Source organism: Taklimakanibacter lacteus (assembly GCA_003576695.1).
In the GTDB taxonomy this organism is placed as follows: domain Bacteria; phylum Pseudomonadota; class Alphaproteobacteria; order Rhizobiales; family Aestuariivirgaceae; genus Taklimakanibacter; species Taklimakanibacter lacteus.
Genome location: QOZQ01000017.1, coordinates 19,321 through 41,300, shown reverse-complemented (window position 1 = coordinate 41,300; position 21,980 = coordinate 19,321). Strand labels below are relative to the sequence as shown.

General features: G+C 64.3%; 20 protein-coding genes. 9 read left to right on the top strand and 11 right to left on the bottom strand.

The features are described from left to right. Positions 1 to 11: 11 nt before the first annotated feature. The 3 genes from DT068_RS26970 to DT068_RS26960 form a co-directional block, all read right to left on the bottom strand. Positions 12 to 1,022, bottom strand: coding sequence for an ABC transporter permease (locus tag DT068_RS26970; protein WP_119393005.1), 1,011 nt, complete (start codon positions 1,020 to 1,022; stop codon positions 12 to 14). After that, positions 1,019 to 2,530 carry a sugar ABC transporter ATP-binding protein gene (locus tag DT068_RS26965; RefSeq protein WP_119393004.1) on the bottom strand — a complete coding sequence of 504 codons (1,512 nt, stop codon included), beginning with the start codon at positions 2,528 to 2,530 and terminating at the stop codon, positions 1,019 to 1,021. The genes DT068_RS26970 and DT068_RS26965 overlap by 4 nt, the downstream gene beginning before the upstream one ends. A gap of 85 nt (positions 2,531 to 2,615) precedes the next feature. Next, positions 2,616 to 3,581, bottom strand: a complete 966-nt coding sequence (locus DT068_RS26960) for a sugar ABC transporter substrate-binding protein (protein ID WP_119393003.1) — start codon at positions 3,579 to 3,581, stop codon at positions 2,616 to 2,618. 242 nt (positions 3,582 to 3,823) lie between these two features. Here DT068_RS26960 and DT068_RS26955 point away from each other — a divergent pair, with 242 nt between their 5' ends. The 5 genes from DT068_RS26955 to DT068_RS26935 are packed head-to-tail and all read left to right on the top strand — an operon-like array spanning position 3,824 to position 8,151. Beyond that, entirely contained in the window at positions 3,824 to 4,444 is a 621-nt protein-coding gene (locus DT068_RS26955; protein ID WP_119393002.1) for a glucose-6-phosphate isomerase, read from the top strand. A gap of 5 nt (positions 4,445 to 4,449) precedes the next feature. Then, entirely contained in the window at positions 4,450 to 5,415 is a 966-nt protein-coding gene (locus tag DT068_RS26950; protein ID WP_119393001.1) for a shikimate dehydrogenase family protein, read from the top strand. Then, the gene (locus DT068_RS26945; RefSeq protein WP_119393000.1) at positions 5,412 to 6,341 is read left to right on the top strand and encodes a phosphoglycerate dehydrogenase; all 930 of its coding nucleotides are present in this window, start codon (positions 5,412 to 5,414) and stop codon (positions 6,339 to 6,341) included. The genes DT068_RS26950 and DT068_RS26945 overlap by 4 nt, the downstream gene beginning before the upstream one ends. Position 6,342: 1 nt before the next feature. Beyond that, positions 6,343 to 7,206: an MBL fold metallo-hydrolase gene (locus DT068_RS26940; RefSeq protein ID WP_119392999.1), complete on the top strand. Its 864-nt coding sequence runs from the start codon at positions 6,343 to 6,345 to the stop codon at positions 7,204 to 7,206. 39 nt (positions 7,207 to 7,245) lie between these two features. Then, positions 7,246 to 8,151 (top strand): SIS domain-containing protein, encoded by a 906-nt coding sequence (locus DT068_RS26935; RefSeq protein ID WP_368905288.1) that lies wholly within the window; start codon positions 7,246 to 7,248, stop codon positions 8,149 to 8,151. A gap of 2 nt (positions 8,152 to 8,153) precedes the next feature. Here the strand turns inward: DT068_RS26935 and DT068_RS26930 are convergent, their stop codons facing one another. From DT068_RS26930 to ccmI, 8 genes are all read right to left on the bottom strand, one after another. Next, on the bottom strand, positions 8,154 to 9,587 hold the full coding sequence (locus DT068_RS26930) for a HAMP domain-containing sensor histidine kinase (protein ID WP_368905287.1): 1,434 nt from the start codon (positions 9,585 to 9,587) through the stop codon (positions 8,154 to 8,156). Next, positions 9,577 to 10,251, bottom strand: coding sequence for a winged helix-turn-helix domain-containing protein (locus DT068_RS26925; protein ID WP_119392997.1), 675 nt, complete (start codon positions 10,249 to 10,251; stop codon positions 9,577 to 9,579). The genes DT068_RS26930 and DT068_RS26925 overlap by 11 nt, the downstream gene beginning before the upstream one ends. A 204-nt stretch (positions 10,252 to 10,455) precedes the next feature. Beyond that, positions 10,456 to 11,952: a Do family serine endopeptidase gene (locus DT068_RS26920; protein WP_119392996.1), complete on the bottom strand. Its 1,497-nt coding sequence runs from the start codon at positions 11,950 to 11,952 to the stop codon at positions 10,456 to 10,458. 103 nt (positions 11,953 to 12,055) lie between these two features. Further along, the gene (locus DT068_RS28235) at positions 12,056 to 12,532 is read right to left on the bottom strand and encodes a hypothetical protein (RefSeq protein ID WP_162914492.1); all 477 of its coding nucleotides are present in this window, start codon (positions 12,530 to 12,532) and stop codon (positions 12,056 to 12,058) included. Beyond that, positions 12,529 to 12,990, bottom strand: a complete 462-nt coding sequence (locus tag DT068_RS26905) for a cytochrome c-type biogenesis protein (protein ID WP_119392993.1) — start codon at positions 12,988 to 12,990, stop codon at positions 12,529 to 12,531. The genes DT068_RS28235 and DT068_RS26905 overlap by 4 nt, the downstream gene beginning before the upstream one ends. Before the next feature lies 1 nt (position 12,991). Further along, positions 12,992 to 14,971 (bottom strand): heme lyase CcmF/NrfE family subunit, encoded by a 1,980-nt coding sequence (locus DT068_RS26900; RefSeq protein ID WP_119392992.1) that lies wholly within the window; start codon positions 14,969 to 14,971, stop codon positions 12,992 to 12,994. Beyond that, positions 14,968 to 15,429 carry a cytochrome c maturation protein CcmE gene (ccmE, locus tag DT068_RS26895; RefSeq protein ID WP_119393066.1) on the bottom strand — a complete coding sequence of 154 codons (462 nt, stop codon included), beginning with the start codon at positions 15,427 to 15,429 and terminating at the stop codon, positions 14,968 to 14,970. The genes DT068_RS26900 and ccmE overlap by 4 nt, the downstream gene beginning before the upstream one ends. 11 nt (positions 15,430 to 15,440) lie before the next feature. Then, entirely contained in the window at positions 15,441 to 16,535 is a 1,095-nt protein-coding gene (gene ccmI, locus DT068_RS26890; protein ID WP_162914491.1) for a c-type cytochrome biogenesis protein CcmI, read from the bottom strand. A 154-nt stretch (positions 16,536 to 16,689) separates the two neighbouring features. Between ccmI and DT068_RS26885 the strand changes: the two genes are divergently transcribed. The 4 genes from DT068_RS26885 to DT068_RS26870 are packed head-to-tail and all read left to right on the top strand — an operon-like array spanning position 16,690 to position 21,958. Then, on the top strand, positions 16,690 to 17,943 hold the full coding sequence (locus DT068_RS26885) for a sarcosine oxidase subunit beta family protein (protein WP_119392990.1): 1,254 nt from the start codon (positions 16,690 to 16,692) through the stop codon (positions 17,941 to 17,943). Positions 17,944 to 17,971: 28 nt separating this feature from the next. Further along, entirely contained in the window at positions 17,972 to 18,343 is a 372-nt protein-coding gene (locus tag DT068_RS26880; protein ID WP_119392989.1) for a sarcosine oxidase subunit delta, read from the top strand. Further along, entirely contained in the window at positions 18,340 to 21,354 is a 3,015-nt protein-coding gene (locus tag DT068_RS26875) for a sarcosine oxidase subunit alpha family protein (protein ID WP_119392988.1), read from the top strand. Before DT068_RS26880 ends, DT068_RS26875 begins: the two co-directional genes overlap by 4 nt. Then, the gene (locus DT068_RS26870) at positions 21,347 to 21,958 is read left to right on the top strand and encodes a sarcosine oxidase subunit gamma (RefSeq protein ID WP_162914490.1); all 612 of its coding nucleotides are present in this window, start codon (positions 21,347 to 21,349) and stop codon (positions 21,956 to 21,958) included. Before DT068_RS26875 ends, DT068_RS26870 begins: the two co-directional genes overlap by 8 nt. Positions 21,959 to 21,980: the final 22 nt, after the last annotated feature.

Below are 21,980 nucleotides of genomic sequence, written 5' to 3'. Positions count from 1 at the left end.
TCCCGTGGGCGTCAGGTCTTGAGCGAGCCCGAACCATATTGCAGCAGCATGGCAACGACGATGATGGCGCCCATATAGACCTGCTGGTGGTAGCCCGGAACGCCGGCAAGATTCATGATATTGGCAATGATGCCCATGACCAGAGCGCCGAGCAGCGTGTTGATGACGCCGCCACGCCCGCCCATCAGGCTGGCGCCGCCGATCACCACGGCGGCGATGACATTGAGCTCGGCCGCGACGCCCACTTGCGAGGAGCCGACGCCGGTGCGGCTCGAGGAGATGATGCCGGCAACGGCAGCAAGCGCGCCCGAGATCACATAGACCGCCAGCACATAGCGCGGCACAGCGATGCCGGAGAGACGAACGGCTTCTTCATTGGAGCCGATGGCGGTGATGACACGGCCGAAGCGGGTGAAGTTGAGCACGATGCCGCCGACGATGAAGACGGCGAACATCAGGATCACCGGCTGCGGCATGCCGAACCAGTGGCCCGAGCCGAAATTGGTGAAGGCCGCGCCCTGATCGCCCAGAGTGATGGGGCGGCCGTCCGAGATGATCAGTGAAAGGCCGCGCGCCACCGCCATCATGGCGAGCGACATCACGAAAGACGGCAGGCGCAGATAGGCGACGAAGGCGCCGGTCACCAGGCCGCAGGCGGCGCCCGACAGGATGACGAGGAACGTCGTCATGGCGATGCCGAAGCCGGAAATCGTGCAGAAATAGCCGGTCAGCACGCTGCCCAAGGCGGCGATCGAACCGACCGACAGATCGATGCCGCGCGTCAGGATCACGAACAGCATGCCCACCGCCATGATGCCGGCGCCGGAAGCGACCTGGCGCAGCACATTGAGGATATTGATCTTGGTGAGGAAGGCGTCGGACCACAGCGAGGCGACGACGACCAGGACGAGGAAAATGCCGAGCGTGCCGAAGCGCTGCAGATAGTCGGCAAACCTGAAGCCACCGGCCGTTTCGGACGCGGGTTTCGCATTCGACTCGGCCTTGCTGGTGAGAAATGTCATGACGGCATGCCCTCGTGCGTTTCGGTCAGACGGCCGGTCATTGCCATCGACAACAGGTTTTCCTCGCTGTAGCTCTCAGGTCTCAGCTCACCGCGCAATTCGCCCTCGCCCATGACCAGGACGCGATCGCACAGGCCGAAGAGCTCCTGGTGCTCGGAGGAGATCACCAGCACCGCCTTGTTCGCCTCGGCAAGCTTGTTGACCAGGCCGTAGATCTCGGACTTGGCGCCGACATCGACGCCGCGCGTCGGCTCATCGAGGATGATCACATCGCCGCCGGCATGAAACCATTTGGCGAGAACCACCTTCTGCTGGTTGCCGCCCGAAAGGCTCGATACCGGGGCATCGATGCTCTCGGCCTTGAGCTTGAGGCTCCTGGCGAGGTCGCCGACAAGCCCGCTCTCTTTCGCGGATTTGAGGAAGCCCAGGCCGTTCACCACCTCGGCCAGGCGCGCCATGGTCACGTTGATGCGGATCGGCTTGTCGAGCACGACGCCATGCTGCTTGCGGTCCTCGGGAACGAGACCGATGCCGGCTTTCACCGCATCGCGCGGCGAGCGCGCATGCAATGGCTTGCCGTCGAGAAGGATGGTGCCGCTGTCGAGCGGATCGGCGCCGAAGATCGCGCGCGCCACCTCGGTGCGGCCGGAGCCCACCAGGCCACCAAGACCGACGACTTCACCGGCACGCAACGAGAAGCTGACATCGCGCACCATGCGGCCGGCATTGAGCTTGCTGGCTTCCAGCCTGACCGCGCCGATCTTGCGCTCACCCTTGTCCGGGAACATGGCGGCCAGCGAGCGCCCCACCATCATGCGGATGACCTTGTCGATGGTAACGTCGCGCGTGGCAACAGTGCCCACGACCTGGCCATCCTTCATTACCGTCACGCGATCGGAGATGCGGAAGACCTCTTCCAGGCGGTGGGATATGTAGACGACGCCGACACCGTTGGCGCGCAGGCCCTTGATGATCTCGTGCAGCCGTTCGGCATCCTGGGTGGAGAGAACCGCCGTCGGCTCGTCGAACACGATGATCCTGACATCGCGCGACAGGGCCTTGGCGATCTCGACGATCTGCTGATGGGCGACGGCCAGAGAGCCGACGATGCGCTTCGGATCGATGTCGAAGCCCAAGCGCTCGATGAGCTGGCGGGCGCGGCGATTGAGATCCTTCCAGCCTATGACGCCGGGCAGCTCGCCCAGAAAGATGTTCTCGGCCACCGACAAATCGGGCGCCAGCGCCAGCTCCTGGTGGATGACCGCAATGCCGCGGGCTCTCGCATCGCGCGGATCGCGCAATTCGACACGCTCGCCGCCCAAATGGATCTCGCCGTCATTGGGGATCATCTCGCCGCTGAGCACACGCATCAGCGTCGACTTGCCGGCGCCGTTCTCGCCGAGGAGCGCGTGCACCTCGCCGGCTTTGACGTCGAAATCGGCCTCCACCAGCGCGCGCACGCCGCCGAAAGACTTGCTGATCGCAACGAGCTTTGCGAGTTCTGTCACTGAAGTCCGACCCCGCGAAAACGGCTCGACGGCGGGAGAGGTCCCGCCGTCAGCTCACGCTTATACCTTAAAGGCCAACGCGGTCTCAGAATACAGCGTCGGGACGATAGAACTTGTCGACATTCTCCTGCGTGATCACCGCGGGCGTCGTCAGCTCAAGCTTCGGGAAGTCAGCCGGCAGGCTGCCATCGAGGGCCTTGAGGCCGATATCGACCGCGGTGCGGGCGACGAGATCAGGATCATTGAGGCCGGTGGCGCCGTATTTTCCGTCCTTGATGAGCGCCAGGGCCTCCTTCTGGCCATCGGCGGCGGCAAGCGCCAGCACATCGGTCTTGCCGGCGGCTTCGAGCGCCTTGAGGGCGCCGAGCACCATCGAATCATTCTCGCCCAGCACGACATTGGCGTCGGGATGCGCGGTGAGGAGATCCTCCATCGCCTTCAGGCCGCCTTCATGCGACCAGCCGCCCCAGCCCTGGCCCACCACTTCAAAGCTGGCCTTGCCCTCATTGACGAGCTGGCCTTCGACGAGGCCGCGGAACACGCCGAGACGGCGGTCACGGCCGACTTCGTTGCCCTTGTCGCCCGAGAGCAGGATGATCTTCATCGGCGTGCCCTTCATCTTCTGGGCCAGCCACTGGCCGACGAGATAGCCGTTCTGATCATTGGAGGAGCGCACCTGGGTGACGACATTCGCCTTGGTGCTGATGCTCGAATCCATCACGATGACCTTGGCGCCGGCGGCGGTTGCCGCATTGGCGGTCGGGATCAGGCCCTCGGGATCGCGCGGATTGAGGATGAGGAGATTGACGCCCTTGGCGATCATGTCCTCGACATCGGCGATCTGCTTGCCCATTTCATTCTGCCCGTCGGAGGTGGTGACGGTGCAGCCTGCTTTCTTGGCCTGGTCCTCGGCGGCCGCCACCTGGGCCGCGAAATAAGGCGCTCCCAGCGTATACATGGCAATGCCGACCTTGCATTCGGCCTGGGCTGCGCCGGCCGCGCCAAGCATCAATGTCACCGCTACCGCACTTCCCAGTAAGGCCGTCTTCATCGCTGTTCCTCCTTTGCGATCACGTTTCACGAGGGCGCTTTATCTGTCTGCCCTTTTTGTAGCATAGATACATATTTGGAATTTGGTCAAGCGCACAAAGTTGAAGCAACTGTACATAATTGCGTAAAATCCGGAAAAACTGAGGGTTTTCAGGGCTGTTCGCAGCCAACTTCCTTGCCATCTTGCATCTTCACAAGTCGATATGTAGTATAATTACACAGTTGCTCGAATTGGAGGCCTGAATGCGGGAACCCGGAATCTGTGTCGTGGATGTCGCCAAAGGCGAACTTGTCGGGGCGACCAACCGCTACACCAAGACCCTGGGCGATCTCGCCGGGCTCTATGAGGACGCGGCCGCCTACGAGGCGCTCTTGCGGAAAATGGGCGGGACCGCCGTCTATGAAGTGACCGACTACAAGCCGTCGCAGGATGCCGGGGACATGATCGTCGGAGTGACGAAAATGCTGCCCGGCAAGGTCGGCCGCGAATATTTCCTCACCCGCGGCCATATCCACGCCAATGCCGACCGGCCGGAAATCTATTATGGCGAGAGCGGGCGGGGCCTGATGCTCATGGAATCGCCCGCCGGAGAAATCCGCACCGTCGAGATCGCGCCGCGGACGATCTGCTATGTCCCGCCCTACTGGATCCACCGCTCGATCAATACCGGAGCGGACATGCTGGTGATGACCTTCGCCTATCCGGCCGATTCCGGCCAGGACTATGACATCATCGCCAAGGCCGGCGGCATGCGCAGCCGCATCGTCGATAACGGCGCCGGCGGCTGGATCGCGGTCGACAATGCGAGCTATCGCTACCGTTCGCGCGAGCTTGTCGACAGCATCTTCGCCAAGGCTTCGTGAGCGCCATGGCGACGACCTACCAGCCGGCGAGCGAGCCTACCCTCTATTTCATCGGCGTAACGACGGCCAAAAGCTCGATCATGAATGTGTTCCCGGCATGGGCGGCGCATCTCGGCCTGACGGATGCCCGGATCAAGGGCATCGATTTCCCGCTCCATGCCGACCCTGAGCGCTATCGCGCCGCGGTGAGCTTCATCAAGGACGACCCCTTGTCGCTCGGCGCGCTCGTCACCACCCATAAGATCGATCTCTACAGGGCCTGCCGCGATCTCTTCGACGAGATCGATCCGCATGCGCGGTTCATGGGCGAGACGAGCTGCCTGTCGAAGCGCGGCAATCAGCTCATCTGCCATGCCAAGGATCCGATCTCATCCGGCCTGGCGATGGACGGCTTCATCGCGCCCGGCCATTTCGCCCGGACGCAAGCCGAACTGTTCTCGATCGGCGCCGGCGGGTCGACCATCGCGCTCACCTGGCACATGATGCAGGCGCAACGCGGCGCCGACCGCCCGTCGCGCATCATCGTCTCCAACCGCAGCCCGGTGCGGCTCGACGAGATCCGGCGCATCCATGCCGAGCTCGCGAGCGGCATCCCGACGGACTATGTGCTGGCGCCCGATCCGCGCGACAATGACGCCGTCGTCGCCAGGCTCAAGCCCGGCGCGCTCGTCATCAATGCCACCGGCCTCGGCAAGGATGCGCCAGGCTCACCCTTGAGCGATGGCGTGACGTTCCCCCAGCGCGGCATCGTCTGGGACCTCAATTACCGCGGCGACCTCATCTTCCTCGACCAGGCGCGGGCGCAGCAGCGGATGCGCGATCTCCAGATCGAGGACGGCTGGACTTACTTCATCCATGGCTGGACCCAGGTGATCGCCGAGGTCTTCCATATCGACATTCCAGTCAAGGGACCGGAATTCGATGCGATCTCGGCAATTGCGGCCGTCGCGGCGAAGGCGAAGCCCGCATGAGCAGCATCCTCGTCACGCCACGCTCGCTGACCGAGGCGCCGCACCCGGCGGTGGAAGAGTTGCGGCGCCAGGGTTTCGACATCGTCTATTCGACAGCGGGCAAGCTGCCGGACGAGACCGAGCTCCTGCGTCTGGTGCCCGAGGTCGTCGGCTGGCTTGCCGGCGTCGAGCCTGTCTCGGCCAAAGTGATTGCCGCCGCACCCGCCTTGCGGGTCATCAGCCGCAACGGCACCGGCGTCGACAACCTGCCGCTCGCCGATCTCAGCCAGCGCGGCATCCGCCTGTGCACCGCCGATGGCGCCAATGCATCGGGCGTGGCCGAGCTCACCATCTGCCTGATGCTGACGGCGCTGCGCCATGTGCCGTTCTGCGATGCCGGCATCAAGGCCGGTGAATGGCCGCGCCGGCGCGGCCGCGAGATCAAGGGCCGGCAGGTCGGCATCATCGGCTGCGGCGCGGTCGGCCGACAGGTGGCGCGGCTCGCGGCGGCGCTCGGCGCCCACATCAGCATCCATGATCCGCTGAACCCCGAAGTCGATGTGCCTGAAGATGCCTTGCGCCGGGCCGACCTTGCCACCGTGCTCGGCGAAAGCGAGATCATCACGCTCCATTGCCCAGCACCCGCTGACGGCCGCCCACTCATCGATCAGGGCGTGCTGGCTTCGGGACGCTACGGCGCCATCCTCATCAACACGGCGCGCGCCAGCCTCATCGACGAGACCGCGGTCATCGCGGCGCTCGACAGCGGCGAGCTGTCCGCCTATGCGACCGATGTCTTCAGCGAAGAGCCGCCGCAGCAATTGACGCTTGCCCGGCATCCGCGCGTCATCGCCACCAGCCATATTGGCGGCTTCACCGAGGAAAGCATCGACCGGGCGACCGAGATCGCGGTGAAGAATCTCATCGAAAGCCTGAAGGCGTCCTGAAATGGCGCGGGCGTCGCTCACGGTAACGCCTTTCATCGACTCGCTGGCTGAGAGGCTCGCTGCGTCGCGCTCCCCCGGGATCATACTCCACTGGCTGGGCCAGGCCGGCTTTGTCGTGACCACGCCGCGTTACCGCCTCGTCATCGATCCCTATCTTTCGGATTCGCTGGCGCGCAAATATCGCGGCAGCGCTACACCGCATGAGCGCATAATGGCAGCGCCGGCGACCCCGCAGGAGCTTGGGCCGGTCGATCTCGTCCTGTGCACGCATCATCACACCGATCACATGGATGGCGAAACGCTGAAGCCCCTGGCCGAAGCCCATCCGCAACTGCGCTTCGTCGTTCCCCGCGCCGCGTTGGCACTCAGCCGCGAACGCATCGGCGTCGATGTGGAAAGGCTTGTGCCCCTGAATGCTGGCGAGCGCGTCGAGCCCCTGCCGGGTGTCGTCGTTAGGGCGTTGCGGGCCGCGCATGAGACGCTGGAAAAGGATGCCGAAGGGCATCACCGCTTTCTGGGCTACGGCATCGAGATGGAGGGCCGGTGCATCTTCCATTCGGGCGACACTATACCGTTTCCCCGGCAGACCGATGATGTTGCAGCCATCGCTCCCGATCTGGCGCTGCTTCCCGCCAATGGCCGGTCCGAGAGGCTGCGCGCGCTGGAGGTCGCCGGCAATCTCACCATCGCGGAGGCGATCGGGCTGGCCCAAGCCTGTGCCATACCGGCCATGATCGCGCATCACTGTGGCATGTTCGCCTTCAATACGGCCGATCCGCGGGAAATCGATCACGCCGCAAGCCGTGCCGCGCTGCAGGTGCTGCGCGCCGAGCTCCAGATGGAATACGCGTTCAGCCCGGTATAGACTGGCGACATCGTTCCACTCCGAAGGGTCACCGCTTCCTTGACCGATATCGCAGCCGATCCGCCCTCTTCCGCCCGTCCGCTCCGCGGGACGACGCAGAACATCCTCGAAATGGTGCGCACCCGGCTCGCCGATCTGCGCAAGTCCGAGCGCAAGGTGGCCGATCTCGTGCTTGCCGATCCGCGCCGCATCCTCAACGCGACCATCGCCGAGACGGCCGAGATCGCGGCGGTGAGCCAGCCGACGGTCATCCGCTTCTGCGTCGCGGTCGGCTGCGAGGGCTTCCAGGATTTCCGGCTGCGGCTGGCGCACAGCCTGGCGCTCGGCACCCCGGCCACGCATTCGGTGCTGCTGGCCACCGATCCGCCGCAGGCCGTGCTCGAGAAGATCTTCGACTACACGATCACCAGCCTCGACTGGGCCCGGCATCACATGGACAAGGAAGCGCTCGGGCAGGCGATCCTTCTGCTCGAGAACGCGACGGCCATCGAGTTCTTCGGCTTCGGCGCCTCGGGCATCGTGGCGCGCGACGCGCAACAGAAATTCCCGCTGTTCGGCGTGCCCTGCGGGGCGCAGCTCGATTCGCACCAGCAGGTCATGGCGGCTTCGATGCTGAGGCCCGGCAATGTCGCCGTCGTCATCTCGAATACCGGCCGCACCCGCTCCATTCTCGATGTCGCGCAGACCGCCCGCGAAAGCGGCGCCAAGGTCATCGGCATAACCGGCTCGGATTCACCCCTCGTTGCCCATTGCGATGTCGCGATCATCGCCGAAACGCTCGACAACACGAATATCTACACACCCACTATCTCGCGCATCGCCGCCCTCGTCGTCATCGACATATTGTCGACCGCGGTGGCGCTGCGCCGCACCGATGAGCATTTCCAGCGCTTCGAGATGATGAAGAAGCACCTCAACGAACTGCGTTTCACCGAGAAGGAGTGAAGTCAGACCGGCGATGCGACCGCCAGTTCCCCTTGGTCGTCATCGCTCACCTGCCGCCTGGGCAGGATCAGCTTAACCCGGAGGCCCGGCTCATTGTCCTCCAGCACCACGCGCCCGTCATGGAGCTTCATGACGCCGGCGACGAGGCTGAGACCCAGGCCGTTGCCGGGCTTCGAGCGGCTTTCATCGAGACGCACGAAGCGTTCCAGCACATGCTCGCGATCCTCCGGGGCGACTCCGCTGCCGCGGTCGCTCACCGTGATCACCACATCATCACCCTCGATCCCGCCGGTGACCACGATCTCGGGCGCGCCGGTGACCGGCGTTTCGCCATATTTGAGCGCGTTGTCGACGAGATTGCTGATCGCCTGAGCCAGGAGCTGGCGATTGGCGCGAACATCGAGCTCGCCGAAAATCTCGGTCTTGAGGGTGCCGCCCTGGTCCTCGGCGAAGGGCTCATAGAGCTCGGCAACCTCATTCAGGATGACGGCGGCGTCGACCGGCTGCAGGCCTTCGCGCTGCTGGCCGGATTCGGCCTTGGCGATCGACAGCAGCGCATTGAAAGTCTGCAGCAGGCGGTCGGATTCATCGATCGTCTGCTCGAGGGCGGCCTTGAAGTCGCCCTGGGCGCCCGAGCGCAGAGCCGATTCGGCGCGTGCCTTGATGCGGGTCAAAGGCGTGCGCAGATCATGCGCGACATTGCTCGACACTTCCTGCATGCCGCGCATCAAACGCTCGATCTGGTCGAGCATCTGGTTCAGCGATTGCGCCAGGCGGTCGAGCTCATCGCCGGTGCCCTTGACCGGCATGCGTCCCGACAGATCACCCTGCATGATCGAGCGACTGGCATCGGTGATGGAATCGACACGGCGCAGGAAGTTGCGGCTGGTGAGGAGCCCGCCGCCGATGCCAAGCGCCAGCGCGATCAGCGTGCCGGTGATCAGCGTATTGCGGATGATGGTCGCGAATTGCCGCATATCCTCGATATCGCGGCCGACGACCAGGATATTGCCGCCCGGCAGCTCTGTGTAATAGACGCGCGCCCGGTGCGGCTCCATCCCGGTCGAGGTCTTTACGTTGAAGGCGAACTCCGTCCACCCCGAATCCTCGATGGCGATCTCGTCCGGCACCGACACCAGGTTGCCGGCGGCGCGCACGCCATCGGGCGTCGTCAGCAGGTAGATGGAGCCCGAATCATCGGTGGAACGGCGGCGTACCGTGTCGAGGACGCCGGTCAGCCCGCGGATGCGGTACTGGTCGGCGAGGCCCTGCACCTCGGCCCGGATGGTCTCGTCGGTCTGCCGTTCGAGCAGACCGGCGGTATTCCAGTAGATGTAAGCGAGGATGGCGCCTACCGACAGGACGAAGACAAACAGATAGAGAGCGGACAGCCTGAAGGTCGACGTGCGGAAGAGCTTCCAGAAGCTATGCCGCACGGAGCAGGTACCCAGCCCCGCGCACCGTTTGCAGGATCGGCTCGTCGAATCCCTTGTCGATCTTGGCGCGCAGGCGCGAGACATGCACGTCGATCACGTTGGTTTGCGGATCGAAGTGATAGTCCCAGACATTCTCCAGAAGCATGGTCCGCGTCACCACATGGCCGGCATTGCGCATGAGATATTCGAGCAGTTTGAACTCACGCGGCTGCAGGATGATCGGCCGGCCGGAGCGCGTCACGGTGCGGGTGAGGAGATCCATCTCAAGATCAACAGCCTTGAGGCGGGTCTGCTGCGGCCCCTGATGGCGGCGGCGCGACAGGCCTTCGATACGGGCCAGGAGCTCGGAAAAGGCGTAGGGCTTGGCGAGATAGTCGTCACCGCCGGCGCGCAGGCCCTTGACGCGCTCATCGACATCACCGAGGGCGCTCAGGATCAGCACCGGGGCCGTCACGCCCTCGGCGCGCAACGTCTGGATCATGGTGAGGCCATCGAGCCTGGGCAGCATGCGGTCGACGATCAGCACGTCATGGACCTTTTCGCGCGCCAGCGTCAGGCCCTCCTCGCCGTCGGCGGCGTGGTCGGCCACGTGACCGCTTTCGGTCAGGCCCTTGAGCAGCCAGGTGGCGGCTTCCTTATCATCCTCGATCACCAGGATGCGCATATGTTCCAAGTCATTGGCAAGCGCCGTCGGCTTAGTTGTTCCGTTCGTCATAAGTTGCATGACTCTGTTCTCGGGAAAAGCCCTGAAAAATTCGCCCGAAAGTCAGGTTGCGGAGACAGGGGGTAACCCTGCCTCCGCACCTGGAGCGCCACACGGGAGCGGGGGGAGAGAGTGTGACACTCAAGCGTCGCACGAGACGCTAACTCATCCTTCGCCGCCGGGCAGGGCGACGAAGCGCTGGCTGTCGCCGGAGCGGATCAGCATGACGATCCGCTTGCCGGCGCCCTTGACCGTGGCCAGGGCGGATTTCACGTCGCTCGGCTCGTGAACTTCCTTGCCGGCGACCTCGAGGATCACATCGCCCGGGCGGATGCCCTGCTCTTCGGCGGTGCTGCCCGGCTTCACGTCGATGACCTTGACGCCGGCGCCGTCCTCGGCGGGCGCCAGCCGCACGCCGAGCCCGGCCAGGCTGGAGCGCTCAGGCTGCGTCGCCCTGGTGTTGGACGCCTGGGTGCCGCCCGGCATCTTGCCGAGCTCCACGGGCACGACCATGGTCTTGCCGCCGCGCACCAGCGTCACATCGACCGCCTTGCCCGGCGCATAGCGTGCGACCTTCTTGGCGAGATCGCGCGGGTCGCTGACATCCTCGTCACCGACCTTGGTGATCGTGTCGCCGGTCTTGATGCCGGCCGCCAGAGCGGGCGACTTCTCGGTCACATCGGCTACGAGGGCGCCTTTCTTGTCCTTCAGGTTGAGGCCTTCGGCGATGTCATCGGTCACCGGCTGGATCTGGACGCCCAGCCAGCCGCGCGTCACCGCGCCATTGTCCTTGAGCGAGGTGATCACCTCCTTGGCGGTCGAGGCCGGAATGGCGAAGCCGATGCCGACACTGCCGCCCGAGGGCGAGTAGATGGCGGTGTTGATGCCGACCACGTCGCCGTCGAGATTGAAGGCCGGGCCGCCGGAATTGCCCTTGTTGATCGAGGCGTCGATCTGCAGGAAGTCGTCATAGGGGCCCGAGCCGATATCGCGGCCGCGCGCCGAAATGATGCCGCTCGTCACCGTGCCGCCGAGACCGAAGGGATTGCCGACCGCCATCACCCAGTCGCCGACGCGCGGCTCCTTGTCCGAGAATTTCACATAGTTGAAGGTCTTGCCGCCTTCGATCTTGATCAGCGCCAGGTCGGTCTTCGGATCGGTGCCGATCACCTTGGCACCATACTGCTGGCCGTCGCTGAAGGTCACCTGCACCTTGTCGGCCTTGCCGACGACGTGATTATTGGTCACGGCATAGCCATCGGGCGAGATCACGAAGCCCGAGCCTTGCGCAATGCCGCCATGCGGCTGGCGCGGCGACTGCGGGAACTGGTCGCGGAACTGCGGGAACTGGTTGAAGAAATCGCGGAACGGGCTGTCCGGCGGGAGGTTCGGCTGGGCCTGGCCCTGCCCCATGTCGTCGTCATCGCCGTCATCCGAATTGTCGGCGACATTGGCGAAGTTCACCTCGACGCTGACCACTGCCGGCATCACCCTGGCGGCGAGATCGGCGAAGCCTGCCTGCGGCGCGACCTGCTGGTTGGTTTCGGCGTGGACAGGCAGCGTCGGGGTAACGAGGAAATTGGCGGTGAGCGCGGTCGTGGCCAGGAGGCCGAAGGCCATCAGACCCAACACGCGGTTGCGCACTTTTGTGCTTGTTGTCATGAAAAACTCCTATGTGTCCCAAAGCGAATAACGTGATGCTGAAGCTAGGTGTCCGCGGCTTACGGCGACCTTTCGGCAAGATGAAACTTTCGTAATGTGCGGACTATTCCGGTAACGGTTGCGTGACCGTTGCGAGGAGCGCATTGATCCGTTCGATGTCGCTCGCTTTTGCCGGATCATCAAGGATCATTCCGATCCAGGCTTCGAGAATGCGATACTCGTCGGCCTTCTTGATGTTGCCACGTTTGAGGATGCTGTGAACCTTCTTCTCAATCTTGCCCTTTGCAGCATCAAGCCCGCGGCCAAACTTCTCCCTCAAGAGGCGATCCATTCTCGCCAGATGCTGCGGAGCCAGGCCACTGATTTCTTCAACATAGTCTCGATGGACCATGCGGAGTCCTCTCAGATCACCACGCTCTCGTGCCTTTCTGAGTACATCCAGCTGCATATCCTGAAACTGCCGGAGGGATTTGTTGGACCTCGTCTCATCGTAAAGATCATACGTTGTGTTACAGACAAACTCGCACCAATCGACCAGGTCATTGACTTCCTTCTGACGTTTCGGCGTCAGCTTCCTCATGGCTGATCTGTCCCAAGCCTCTGAGCCAGAGCTGCCCGCTCTTCATTGCTGAGCTCACCTTCAGCTGTTTCTTCTGGTCTCTTTCGCCGCAGATACAGCAAGGCACCCGCACCAAGCAGTAAAACAAAAGGTCCGATCCACAATATCCAGGTCTCAGGCGTGAAGCGCGGGCGCAGCAGGACGAAGTCGCCATAGCGCGCGACGATGAAGTCGACCGCCTGGTCGTCGCTGTCGCCGGCCTTGAGCCTTTCACGCAGGAGGATGCGCAGGTCGCGAGCGAGCGGGGCATTCGAGTCATCGATCGACTGGTTCTGGCAGACGAGGCAGCGCAGATTCGTCGACAGAGCGCGGGCGCGTTCCTCCAATGCCGGATCAGGCAAGATCTCATCCGGCTGCACCGCGCGCAGCGGCGATGCCAGCGCCACGAGCAGGATGAAAGCGGTGAAGAGATTTCTCATCTCATTCCGCCGCCGCGGGCTGCAATCGGCGTGCGGTCTTGGGAGCGCCGACACGGAAGCGCCGGTCGGTGAGCGAGATCACACCACCCATGAACATGATGAAGGTGCCGAGCCAGATGAGCGAGATGAGCGGGTTGAAATAGATGCGCATGGCACGCGTCCCGTCGTTCATGCGATCGCCCATCACCGCATAGAGATCGCCCGACCAGGCCTGCAGCAGACCCACTTCCGTCGTCTCCTGGCCGCCCGGCTGGAAGCGGCGTTTCTCCGAGGCCAGTGTTGCGACTTCCCGATTGCCCGCCATGACGCGGAAGCGGCCTGCATCGCCGGTGTAATTGGGACCCGTCATCGGCGCCTCGCCGAGAAAGGTCACGTCATAGCCCGCAACGCTCAAATGGTCGCCGGGCTTCATCGCCACGATGTGCTCCTCGCGCCAGGTGGTCACCGCGAATATGCCGATGACCGCAAGGCCCAGCCCCGCATGGGCGAATGTCATGCCGAGCGATGAACGCGGCAGGCCTTTCAACCGCGACCAGGAGACCGGGAAAGAGGATTTGAACAAGGCGATGCGCTCGGCGAGCTCGGCGAGCGCACCCAGCACCAGCCAGAAGCCCAGCGCTATGCCGAAAGGCGCCAGCCATGGCCCGCGCCGCGTCGCCACCAGGATCACCATGGCGATGGCGAAGGTGGCAAGGGCCGCCATCCACAGGCGCTGGATCACCGGCCAGGCCTCGGCACGCTTCCAGGTGAGGAGCGGGCCCGCCGGGACGAGCAGCAGAAGCGGCAGCATGATCAGGCCGAAAGTGAAATTGAAATAGGGCGGACCAACCGAGATCTTGTCGCCATTGATCGTCTCGAGCGCCAGCGGATAGAGCGTGCCGATGAAGACGGCCGCACAGGCAGTGCACAGCAGCAGGTTGTTGACGACAAGCCCGCCCTCACGGCTCATCGGCGCGAAGAGGCCACCCGCCTTGAGCATGGGTGCCCGCCAGGCGAAGAGCGTCAGGGCGCCGCCGATGAAGACGCACAGGATCATCAGGATGAAGACGCCGCGCGCCGGGTCGACGGCAAAAGCGTGCACCGAGGTGAGCACGCCCGAGCGCACGAGGAACGTGCCGATCAGCGACAGCGAGAAAGCGAGAATGGCGAGGAGGATGGTCCAGATCTTGAGCGCATTGCGCTTCTCGACGACGATGGCCGAATGGAGCAGTGCCGCGGCGACGAGCCAGGGCATGAAGGAAGCGTTCTCGACCGGATCCCAGAACCAGAAGCCGCCCCAGCCCAATTCGTAATAGGCCCACCAGGAGCCCATGGCGATACCGATGGTGAGGAACATCCAGGCGGCAAGCGTCCACGGCCTCACCCAGCGTGCCCAGGCGGCATCGACCTTGCCGTCGATCAAGGCGGCGATGGCGAAGGAGAAGGAGATCGAAAGGCCGACATAGCCGGCATAGAGAAAGGGCGGATGGAAGGCCAGCGCCGGGTCCTGCAGCAAGGGATTGAGGCCATTGCCCTCGATGGGCGGCGGGTTGAGCCTGAGGAACGGATTGGAGGTGGCGACGATGAAGAGCAGGAAAGCGGCACCGATCGAACCCTGGATGGCGAGCACGCGCGACTTGAGCTCGAGCGGCAGGTTGCCGCCGAACAGCGCCACGCCCGAGCCGAAGAGCGCCAGGATCAGCACCCACAGAACCATCGAGCCTTCGTGGTTCCCCCACACGCCCGAGATCTTGTAGAGCAGCGGCTTCGCCGAATGGGAGTTCTCCCACACATTGGCCAGCGAGAAGTCGGTGGTCACATAGGCATGCATCAAGGCGAGGAAGGCGATGACGATCAGCGAAAATTGCGCCAGTGCCGCAGGCGCTGCGGCGCCCATCAAAGCGCGTTCGCCGCGATGCGCGCCATAGAGCGGCAGCGCGAACTGCACGAGCGCGGTGACCAGCGCCAGGATCAGCGCGAAATGGCCGGTCTCGGCGATCAAGGGCTCGCCTCCTTGCCTTCCTTCCACACACCCTTCTCCTTCAGACGGTCGGCGACGTCCTTCGGCATGTAGGTCTCGTCATGCTTGGCGAGCACGGTATCGGCGATGAAGTTGCCCGATGCGTCGAGCTTGCCTTCGGCGACGACACCCTGGCCTTCGCGGAAGAGATCGGGAAGCTGGCCCTGGTAGCTCACGGTGATCGTCTTGATCGTATCGGTGACATCGAAACGCACGGCCATGCCCCCGCCCTTGACGATGCTGCCGATCTCGACCAGTCCGCCCAAGCGAAAGCGCTGGCCGGCCTGCACATTCTTTTCGGCGAGTTCGCTCGGCGTGTAGAAGAAGACGATCGTGTCCTTGAGCGCATAAAGCACGAGCCCCGCGGCAATGCCGAGCAAAGCAAGGCCGGCCAGGATGAGCGCGGCGCGCTTCTGCTTTCGGGTCGTGCGTGAGGTCATCATCATCGCCATTATTCGATACCGAGCTCCTTCGCCGCTTGCGAGAGAGCGGCCATCGCCGCAGTGTCGGCCTTGAACTGCTCTCTCGCCCGGCCATAGGCCGCGCGCGCCTTGTCGATTTCCCCGAGGACGGCGCGCGCCTTGATCAGGCGCTGCCAGCCTTCGAGATCGGCCGGGGCCGATTTAAGCCGCTCCTCCAGACCGTCAACCATGCCGCGGATCATATTTTCGCGATCCTCGCCGGTCATCGACTGGGCCGCCGCGACCTGCTCGTCCGACAATACCGGGGCGCCCGGAGACAAGGACGCGATCTGCGCTTCGAGCACGCCGCGCCAGGAATCATCGGGCCCGGTATCGGCAAGCAGCCCTTGCCAGAGTGTCAGCGCCTCGGCCCGCTTGCCGTCCTGCTTGAGGGCGAGGCCGGCATAGAAGCGGGCCTTGGGCGAGCGGGCGTCGAGCCTCAGCGCCTCGGCGAAGGCCTGGGCCGCCTCCTTGGGGACGAGGCCCGCATTGGCGATCACCAGCATCTCGCCAAGGTCGGCATAGGTGCCGGCATCAGGTCCCTTGAGACGCAGGATATTTTGATAGGCCCTGGCCGCATCGGCGTAACGTTCGGCGCTGCGGTAAATGGGGGCCACGACCTCCCAGCCACGCAGATCGTCGGGCTTCTCGGCCAGATGCGCCTCGGCCCTGGCCATCAGGGCCTGGACGTCATTATTGGCGACGGCATTGGCAAGCCGCTCCCGGAGCGGCATATCGGGCTGCCCCGGGGCGCCCAGCGCCAGATAAAGCGCCAGCGCAGAGATCGGAATGAAAGCAGCAGCCGCGACGGCCGCCCATCTGCCGGAGGCCCGCGCCCCGGCCGCCGGACTGTCGCGATCCGCCGCGATGAGCCGGCGGGCGATCTCGTTGCGGGCGGCCTTGGCCTCGGCCTCGGCGATCAGGCCGCGGGCGCGGTCGCGCTCGAGCTCCGCCAACTGGTCGCGAAACACCACCTCATCATAGTCGGCACGGCGCGGCCCCGCCGTGCTGCCCTTCAGCACGGGCCAGCAGACGCCCAGCACGACGCCCGCCGCAAGTACCGCAAAAATCAGGAAATTCAACATGCTCAATGGGAGTTCCGGTGGTCGCCTCGATACTAATATCCCGGGCTCGCAAAAGGGTCCGTCGCATTGTCGCATGGCAGCAATGGGGCGTCGGAAACCGGTGGAGCCCCCATGTCCCATTTGATAAAGAGCGGGCATCACTCAGAGGGGTGGCATGAAGTCCCGCTATTCGATCTTTTCCCTCGCGCGCAACGCGATGAATTACCACAAGGACTGGGAGCGCGCCTGGCGCAGCCCGGCGCCCAAATCCGAATATGACGCGGTGATCGTGGGCGCCGGCGGCCACGGCCTCGCCACCGCCTATTACCTGGCCAAGAACCACAAGCTCGCCAATATCGCGGTGGTCGAGAAGGGCTGGCTCGGCGGCGGCAATACCGGGCGCAACACCACCATCATCCGCTCGAACTATCTGCAGGATCCCTCGATCGCCATCTACGAGCTCGCCCGCTCGCTCTATGAGGACCTGTCGCGCGACCTCAATTTCAATGTGATGTTCTCGCCGCGCGGCGTGATGATGCTGTGCCAGACCGAGCATGAGTTCCGCGCCTTCAAGCGCACCGCCCATGCCAACCGGCTGGCCGGGCTCGATTGCCGGATGATCTCAGCCGAAGAAGTGAAGAAGATCGCCCCCATCATCAATGACGACCCCAATTGCCGCTACCCGATCCTCGGCGCCTATTATCAGCCGCGGGGCGGCACCGGCCGGCATGATGCGGTTGCCTGGGGCTATGCCAGGGGCGCCGACAGCCTCGGCGTCGACATCATCCAGAATTGCGAAGTCCTCTCCATCCGCCGCGATGGCGGCAAGGTGGCCGGCATCGAGACGTCCAAGGGCTTCATCAAGACGAAGAAGATCGGCGTGGTGACCGCGGGCCATGTCTCGACCATCGTGCAGACGGCGGGCTTGCGGCTGCCGATCGAGAGTCTCTGCCTGCAGGCGCTGGTGTCCGAGCCGATCAAGCCGGTGCTCGACTGCGTGGTGATGGCCAATACCGTCCATGGCTATCTCAGCCAGTCCGACAAGGGTGAGCTGGTGGTGGGCGGCGGCACCGATCCCTACAACAATTATTCGCAGCGCGGCTCTTTCCCGGCGCTCGAGCACACCGTGACGGCGCTGGTCGAGACCTTCCCGATCATCTCGCGCTTGCGGATGCTGCGCATGTGGGGCGGTATCGTCGACATGACGGGCGACCGCTCGCCGATCATCGGCAAGACCGATGTGGAAGGCCTTTATGTCAATTGCGGCTGGGGCACCGGCGGCTTCAAGTCCATACCGGGCTCGGGCTTCGTCTTCGCCGATACGATCGCCAACGACCGCCCGCATCCGATCGCCGAGCCCTTCGGCCTCAACCGCTTCATCGAGGGCCGCCTGATCGACGAAAGCGTCGCGGCGGCGGTGGCGCATTGATGACGACAACCCTGAGGAGCCAGCGCCCATGCTGATCGTTCACTGCCCGGTCTGCGGCGCCGAGGGCGACGAGACGGATTTCCATTATGGCGGCGAGGCGCATATCAGGCGCCCGGCCACGCAGGATCCCACGACGGTCAGCGATGCGGCGCAGCGCGACTATCTCTTCATGCGCCGCAATCCCAAGGGGCTGCATTTCGAGCGCTGGCGCTGCGACCGCGGCTGCGGCAAGTGGTTCCATGCGGTGCGTGATACGGTGACCATGGATTTCAAGGCCACTTACGGCATCACCGAACTGCCGCCGCGCGAATTGATGGAAGCGGCAAGCGGGGAATGGGCGGCGTTCTTCAAGGACAAGCTCGACGCGGCGAAGCCCTCGCGCAAAGGAAAGTCATCATGAGCGGCAAGCCCTATCGCCTGGCGCAAGGTGGCCGCCTGATCGACCGTTCGAAGAAGGTGAGCTTTACCTTCGATGGGCAAAGCATGACGGGCTTTGCCGGCGACACGGTCGCCTCGGCCGTGCTCGCCAATGGCCAGCGCGTCTTCGGCCGCAGCTTCAAGTATCATCGCCCGCGCGGCGTCGTCGGCCTCGGCTCGGAAGAGATGAATGCGCTGGTCGGCATCGGCGAAGGTCCGCGCCACGAGCCCAATCTGCGCGCCCCCCAGGTCGAGCTGCATGACGGGCTTATCGCCCAAAGCCAGAACCGCTGGCCGTCGCTCAATTTCGATATCGGCGCGCTCAACAGCAAGCTCTCGCGCTTCATTCCCGGCGGCTTCTACTACAAGACCTTCATGTGGCCGCAGGCCTTCTGGAAGCATGTCTATGAGCCGATGATCCGCCGCGCCGCCGGTCTCGGCAAGGCGCCCGCCGGAAGCGATCCCGACACCTATGAGCATATGCACGCGCATTGCGACGTGCTGGTCATCGGCGCCGGCATTGCCGGGCTCGCCGCCGCCGAAGCGGCGCAGGCCGCCGGCGCCCGCGTCATCATCTGCGATGAGACCCCGCGTTTCGGCGGCGTCGCCGATCTTTCCGCCGGCACGATCGATGGCGCGCCGCAGCTCGACTGGGTGCACACCCGCGCCAAACTCCTCGCCGAAGCCGGCAATGTCCATGTGATGACGCGCACCACGGCCGTCGGCCACTGGCACCACAATCACCTCATGCTGTTCGAGCGGGTGAGCGACCACGACCCCGAGGGCCTCGCCAGGGGCACGCCACGGCATCGCTTGTGGAAGGTGCGCGCGAAGCACGTCATCCTCGCCACCGGAGCGCTGGAACGGCCGATCGCCTTCGCCAATAATGACCGGCCGGGCATCATGCTCGCCACGGCGGCGCGCGGCCTCGTCGAGCGCCATGGCGTGGCGCCCGGCATGAAGGGCGTGGTTTTCACCAATAATGACGATGCCTATCTGACGGCCCTTTCGCTCAAGCGGGCGGGCGTCGCCGTCGCCGGCATCATCGATGTGCGCCAGGGAACCGACAGCGCCGCGGCGCGCGATGCGCGCAATGCCGGCATCGAGATCATTCCGGGCCATGCGATCGCCGGTGTCGAGAGCGGCTATGGCGGCTTGAGCCTCAGCGGCGTCAAGATCGCGCCCTGGCGCAAGGGCCAGGGCCGCGTCGTCAATGAAAGCCGGCTCGCGTGCGATTTCATCGCCATGTCGGGCGGCTTCAATCCGGTGGTCAATCTGTGGTGCCACAATGGCGGCAAACTCACTTTCGACAGCGGGCTGCAGAGCTACCGGCCCGGCAAGCATCACGACCGCATCCAGGCGGTGGGTGCCGCCAATGGCACGATGGATCTCGCAGCCGCCCTTGCCGAGGGCTATGCCGCGGGCGAAGCGGCGGTAAAGGATGGCGAGCCCAAAGCGGGCCGGTCCAAGGCCGAGTCCGCGCCGCAGAGGCCGCTGGAGCCGATCTGGTTCTCGCCCGCCACCGGCAAATACAATGAAGGCAACAAGCACTTCATCGATTTCCAGAACGATGTGACGGCTGCAGATCTCGAGCTCGCCCAGCGCGAGGGCTATGAATCGGTCGAGCATACCAAGCGCTATACGACCTTCGGCATGGCGACCGATCAGGGCAAGACGTCCAATCTCAACGGGCTCGGCGTGCTCGCCGAAGCGACCGGCAAGACGATCCCCGAAATCGGCATCACCACCTTCCGGCCGCCTTACACGCCCTTCTCCTTCGGCTCGATCGCGGGCTCGCTCACCAAGAACCTGTTCCTTCCCGTGCGCCGCACGCCGATCTTCCGCTGGCACAAGGCGCAGAACGCCGTCTTCGAGCCAGTCGGCCAGTGGCGGCGCGCTTACACTTATCCGCGCGCCGGCGAAGACAAGCACCAGTCGATCAACCGTGAGATCCTCGCCGTGCGCAACAAGGTCGGGCTGCTCGATGCCTCGACGCTCGGCAAGATCGAGATCAAGGGTCCGGATGCGGCGGAGTTCCTCGACCGCGTCTATACCAACATGTTCTCGACGCTGAAGGTCGGACGCTGCCGCTATGGGCTCATGATGAACGAGCTCGGCTTCCTCATCGATGACGGCGTCACCGTGCGCCTCGGCGACGATCACTTCCTGATGCATACGACATCGGGCGGCGCCGACCGGATCGCGGCCTGGCTCGAAGAATGGCTGCAGACGGAGTGGACGCAGTACAAAGTGTTCGTGACGCCGGTCACCGAGCAATGGGCGCAGTTCGCCATTGCCGGACCCAAGGCGCGCGAGGTGCTGTCCAAGCTCGGCCCCGATTTCGATATCTCGGCCGAGGGCTTCGCGCATATGGCGATGAAGCAAGGCAAGCTCGGCTCCCATCCGGTGCGCATCTACCGCATCAGCTTCTCGGGCGAACTTTCCTATGAAGTGGCGACGCCGGCCAATCTCGGACGCGGCCTGTGGGATGCGATCCTTTCCGCCGGTGCTGAATTCGGTATCGAGGCCTATGGCACCGAAGCCTTGCACGTTCTGCGCGCCGAAAAGGGCTATATCGTCATCGGCGATGAGACCGACGGCACGGTGACGCCCGGCGATGTCGGGCTCGACGGGCTGGTGTCGAAGAAGAAGGCGGATTTCATCGGCAAGCGTTCGCTCGAGCAGTCTTTCCTGAGAAGTGCGGGCCGCAAGCAGCTGGTCGGCCTCCTGACCGAGGATCCGAAGGACGTGCTGCCCGACGGGGCCTATGCGGTGAGGGCCGTCAAGGACAAGCCACCGATGGAGATGATCGGCCAGGTGACGTCGACCTACTACTCTCCCACCCTCGACCACTCGATCGCCATGGCGCTGATCGAGAATGGCCGCAGCCGCATGGGCGAGACGCTCTCCTTCCCGCTCGATGACAAGGTGGTGAAGGCAAAGATCACCGATCCGGTCTTCTATGACAAGGAAGGGAGCCGTCAGAATGTCTGAGGCCCAGCTCGAAACGGCGCTCACGGGGCGCGAGGCTCCGGGCGACCTCGCGATCGAGATCCGCGAGCTCACCACGCGCGGCATGATCGATCTCAGGGGCGATGCCGGCGACGGCAAGTTCATGGCCGCGGCCAAGGATGTGCTAGGCCTCGATCTGCCGACGGCACCGCGCACCAGCGCCGCCTGGGGCGAGGTGCAGGCTTTGTGGCTCTCGCCCGACCAGTGGCTCATCCTGTGCCCCAGGGCCAGGACGGAGGAACTCCTGGCGGCGCTACGCCAGGCCCTGGCCCAAATCCATTCCTTCGCCGTCGATGTCTCCGACATGCGCACGATCATCCGGCTGGAAGGCCATGCAGCCCGCTCGGTCCTGCTGAAAGGATGCTCGCTCGACCTCCTGTCGCCGGATTATGCGGCCGGAACGGTGCGCCGGCTGCGCTTCGCCGAGATCGCAGCCCTCCTCCACATCGTCAGCGAGAGGCCGGACGTCCTCGATCTCTATGTGTTCCGGTCCTATGCGGATTATGCGTGGGAATGGTTCCTCGCCAATGGCCGCGCGGTGGCGGCCATCCAGCCTTTCGGGCAGCAAGCGGTTCCAGCGGTCTAGCCGCCTCCCTTAAGCCCGCCGC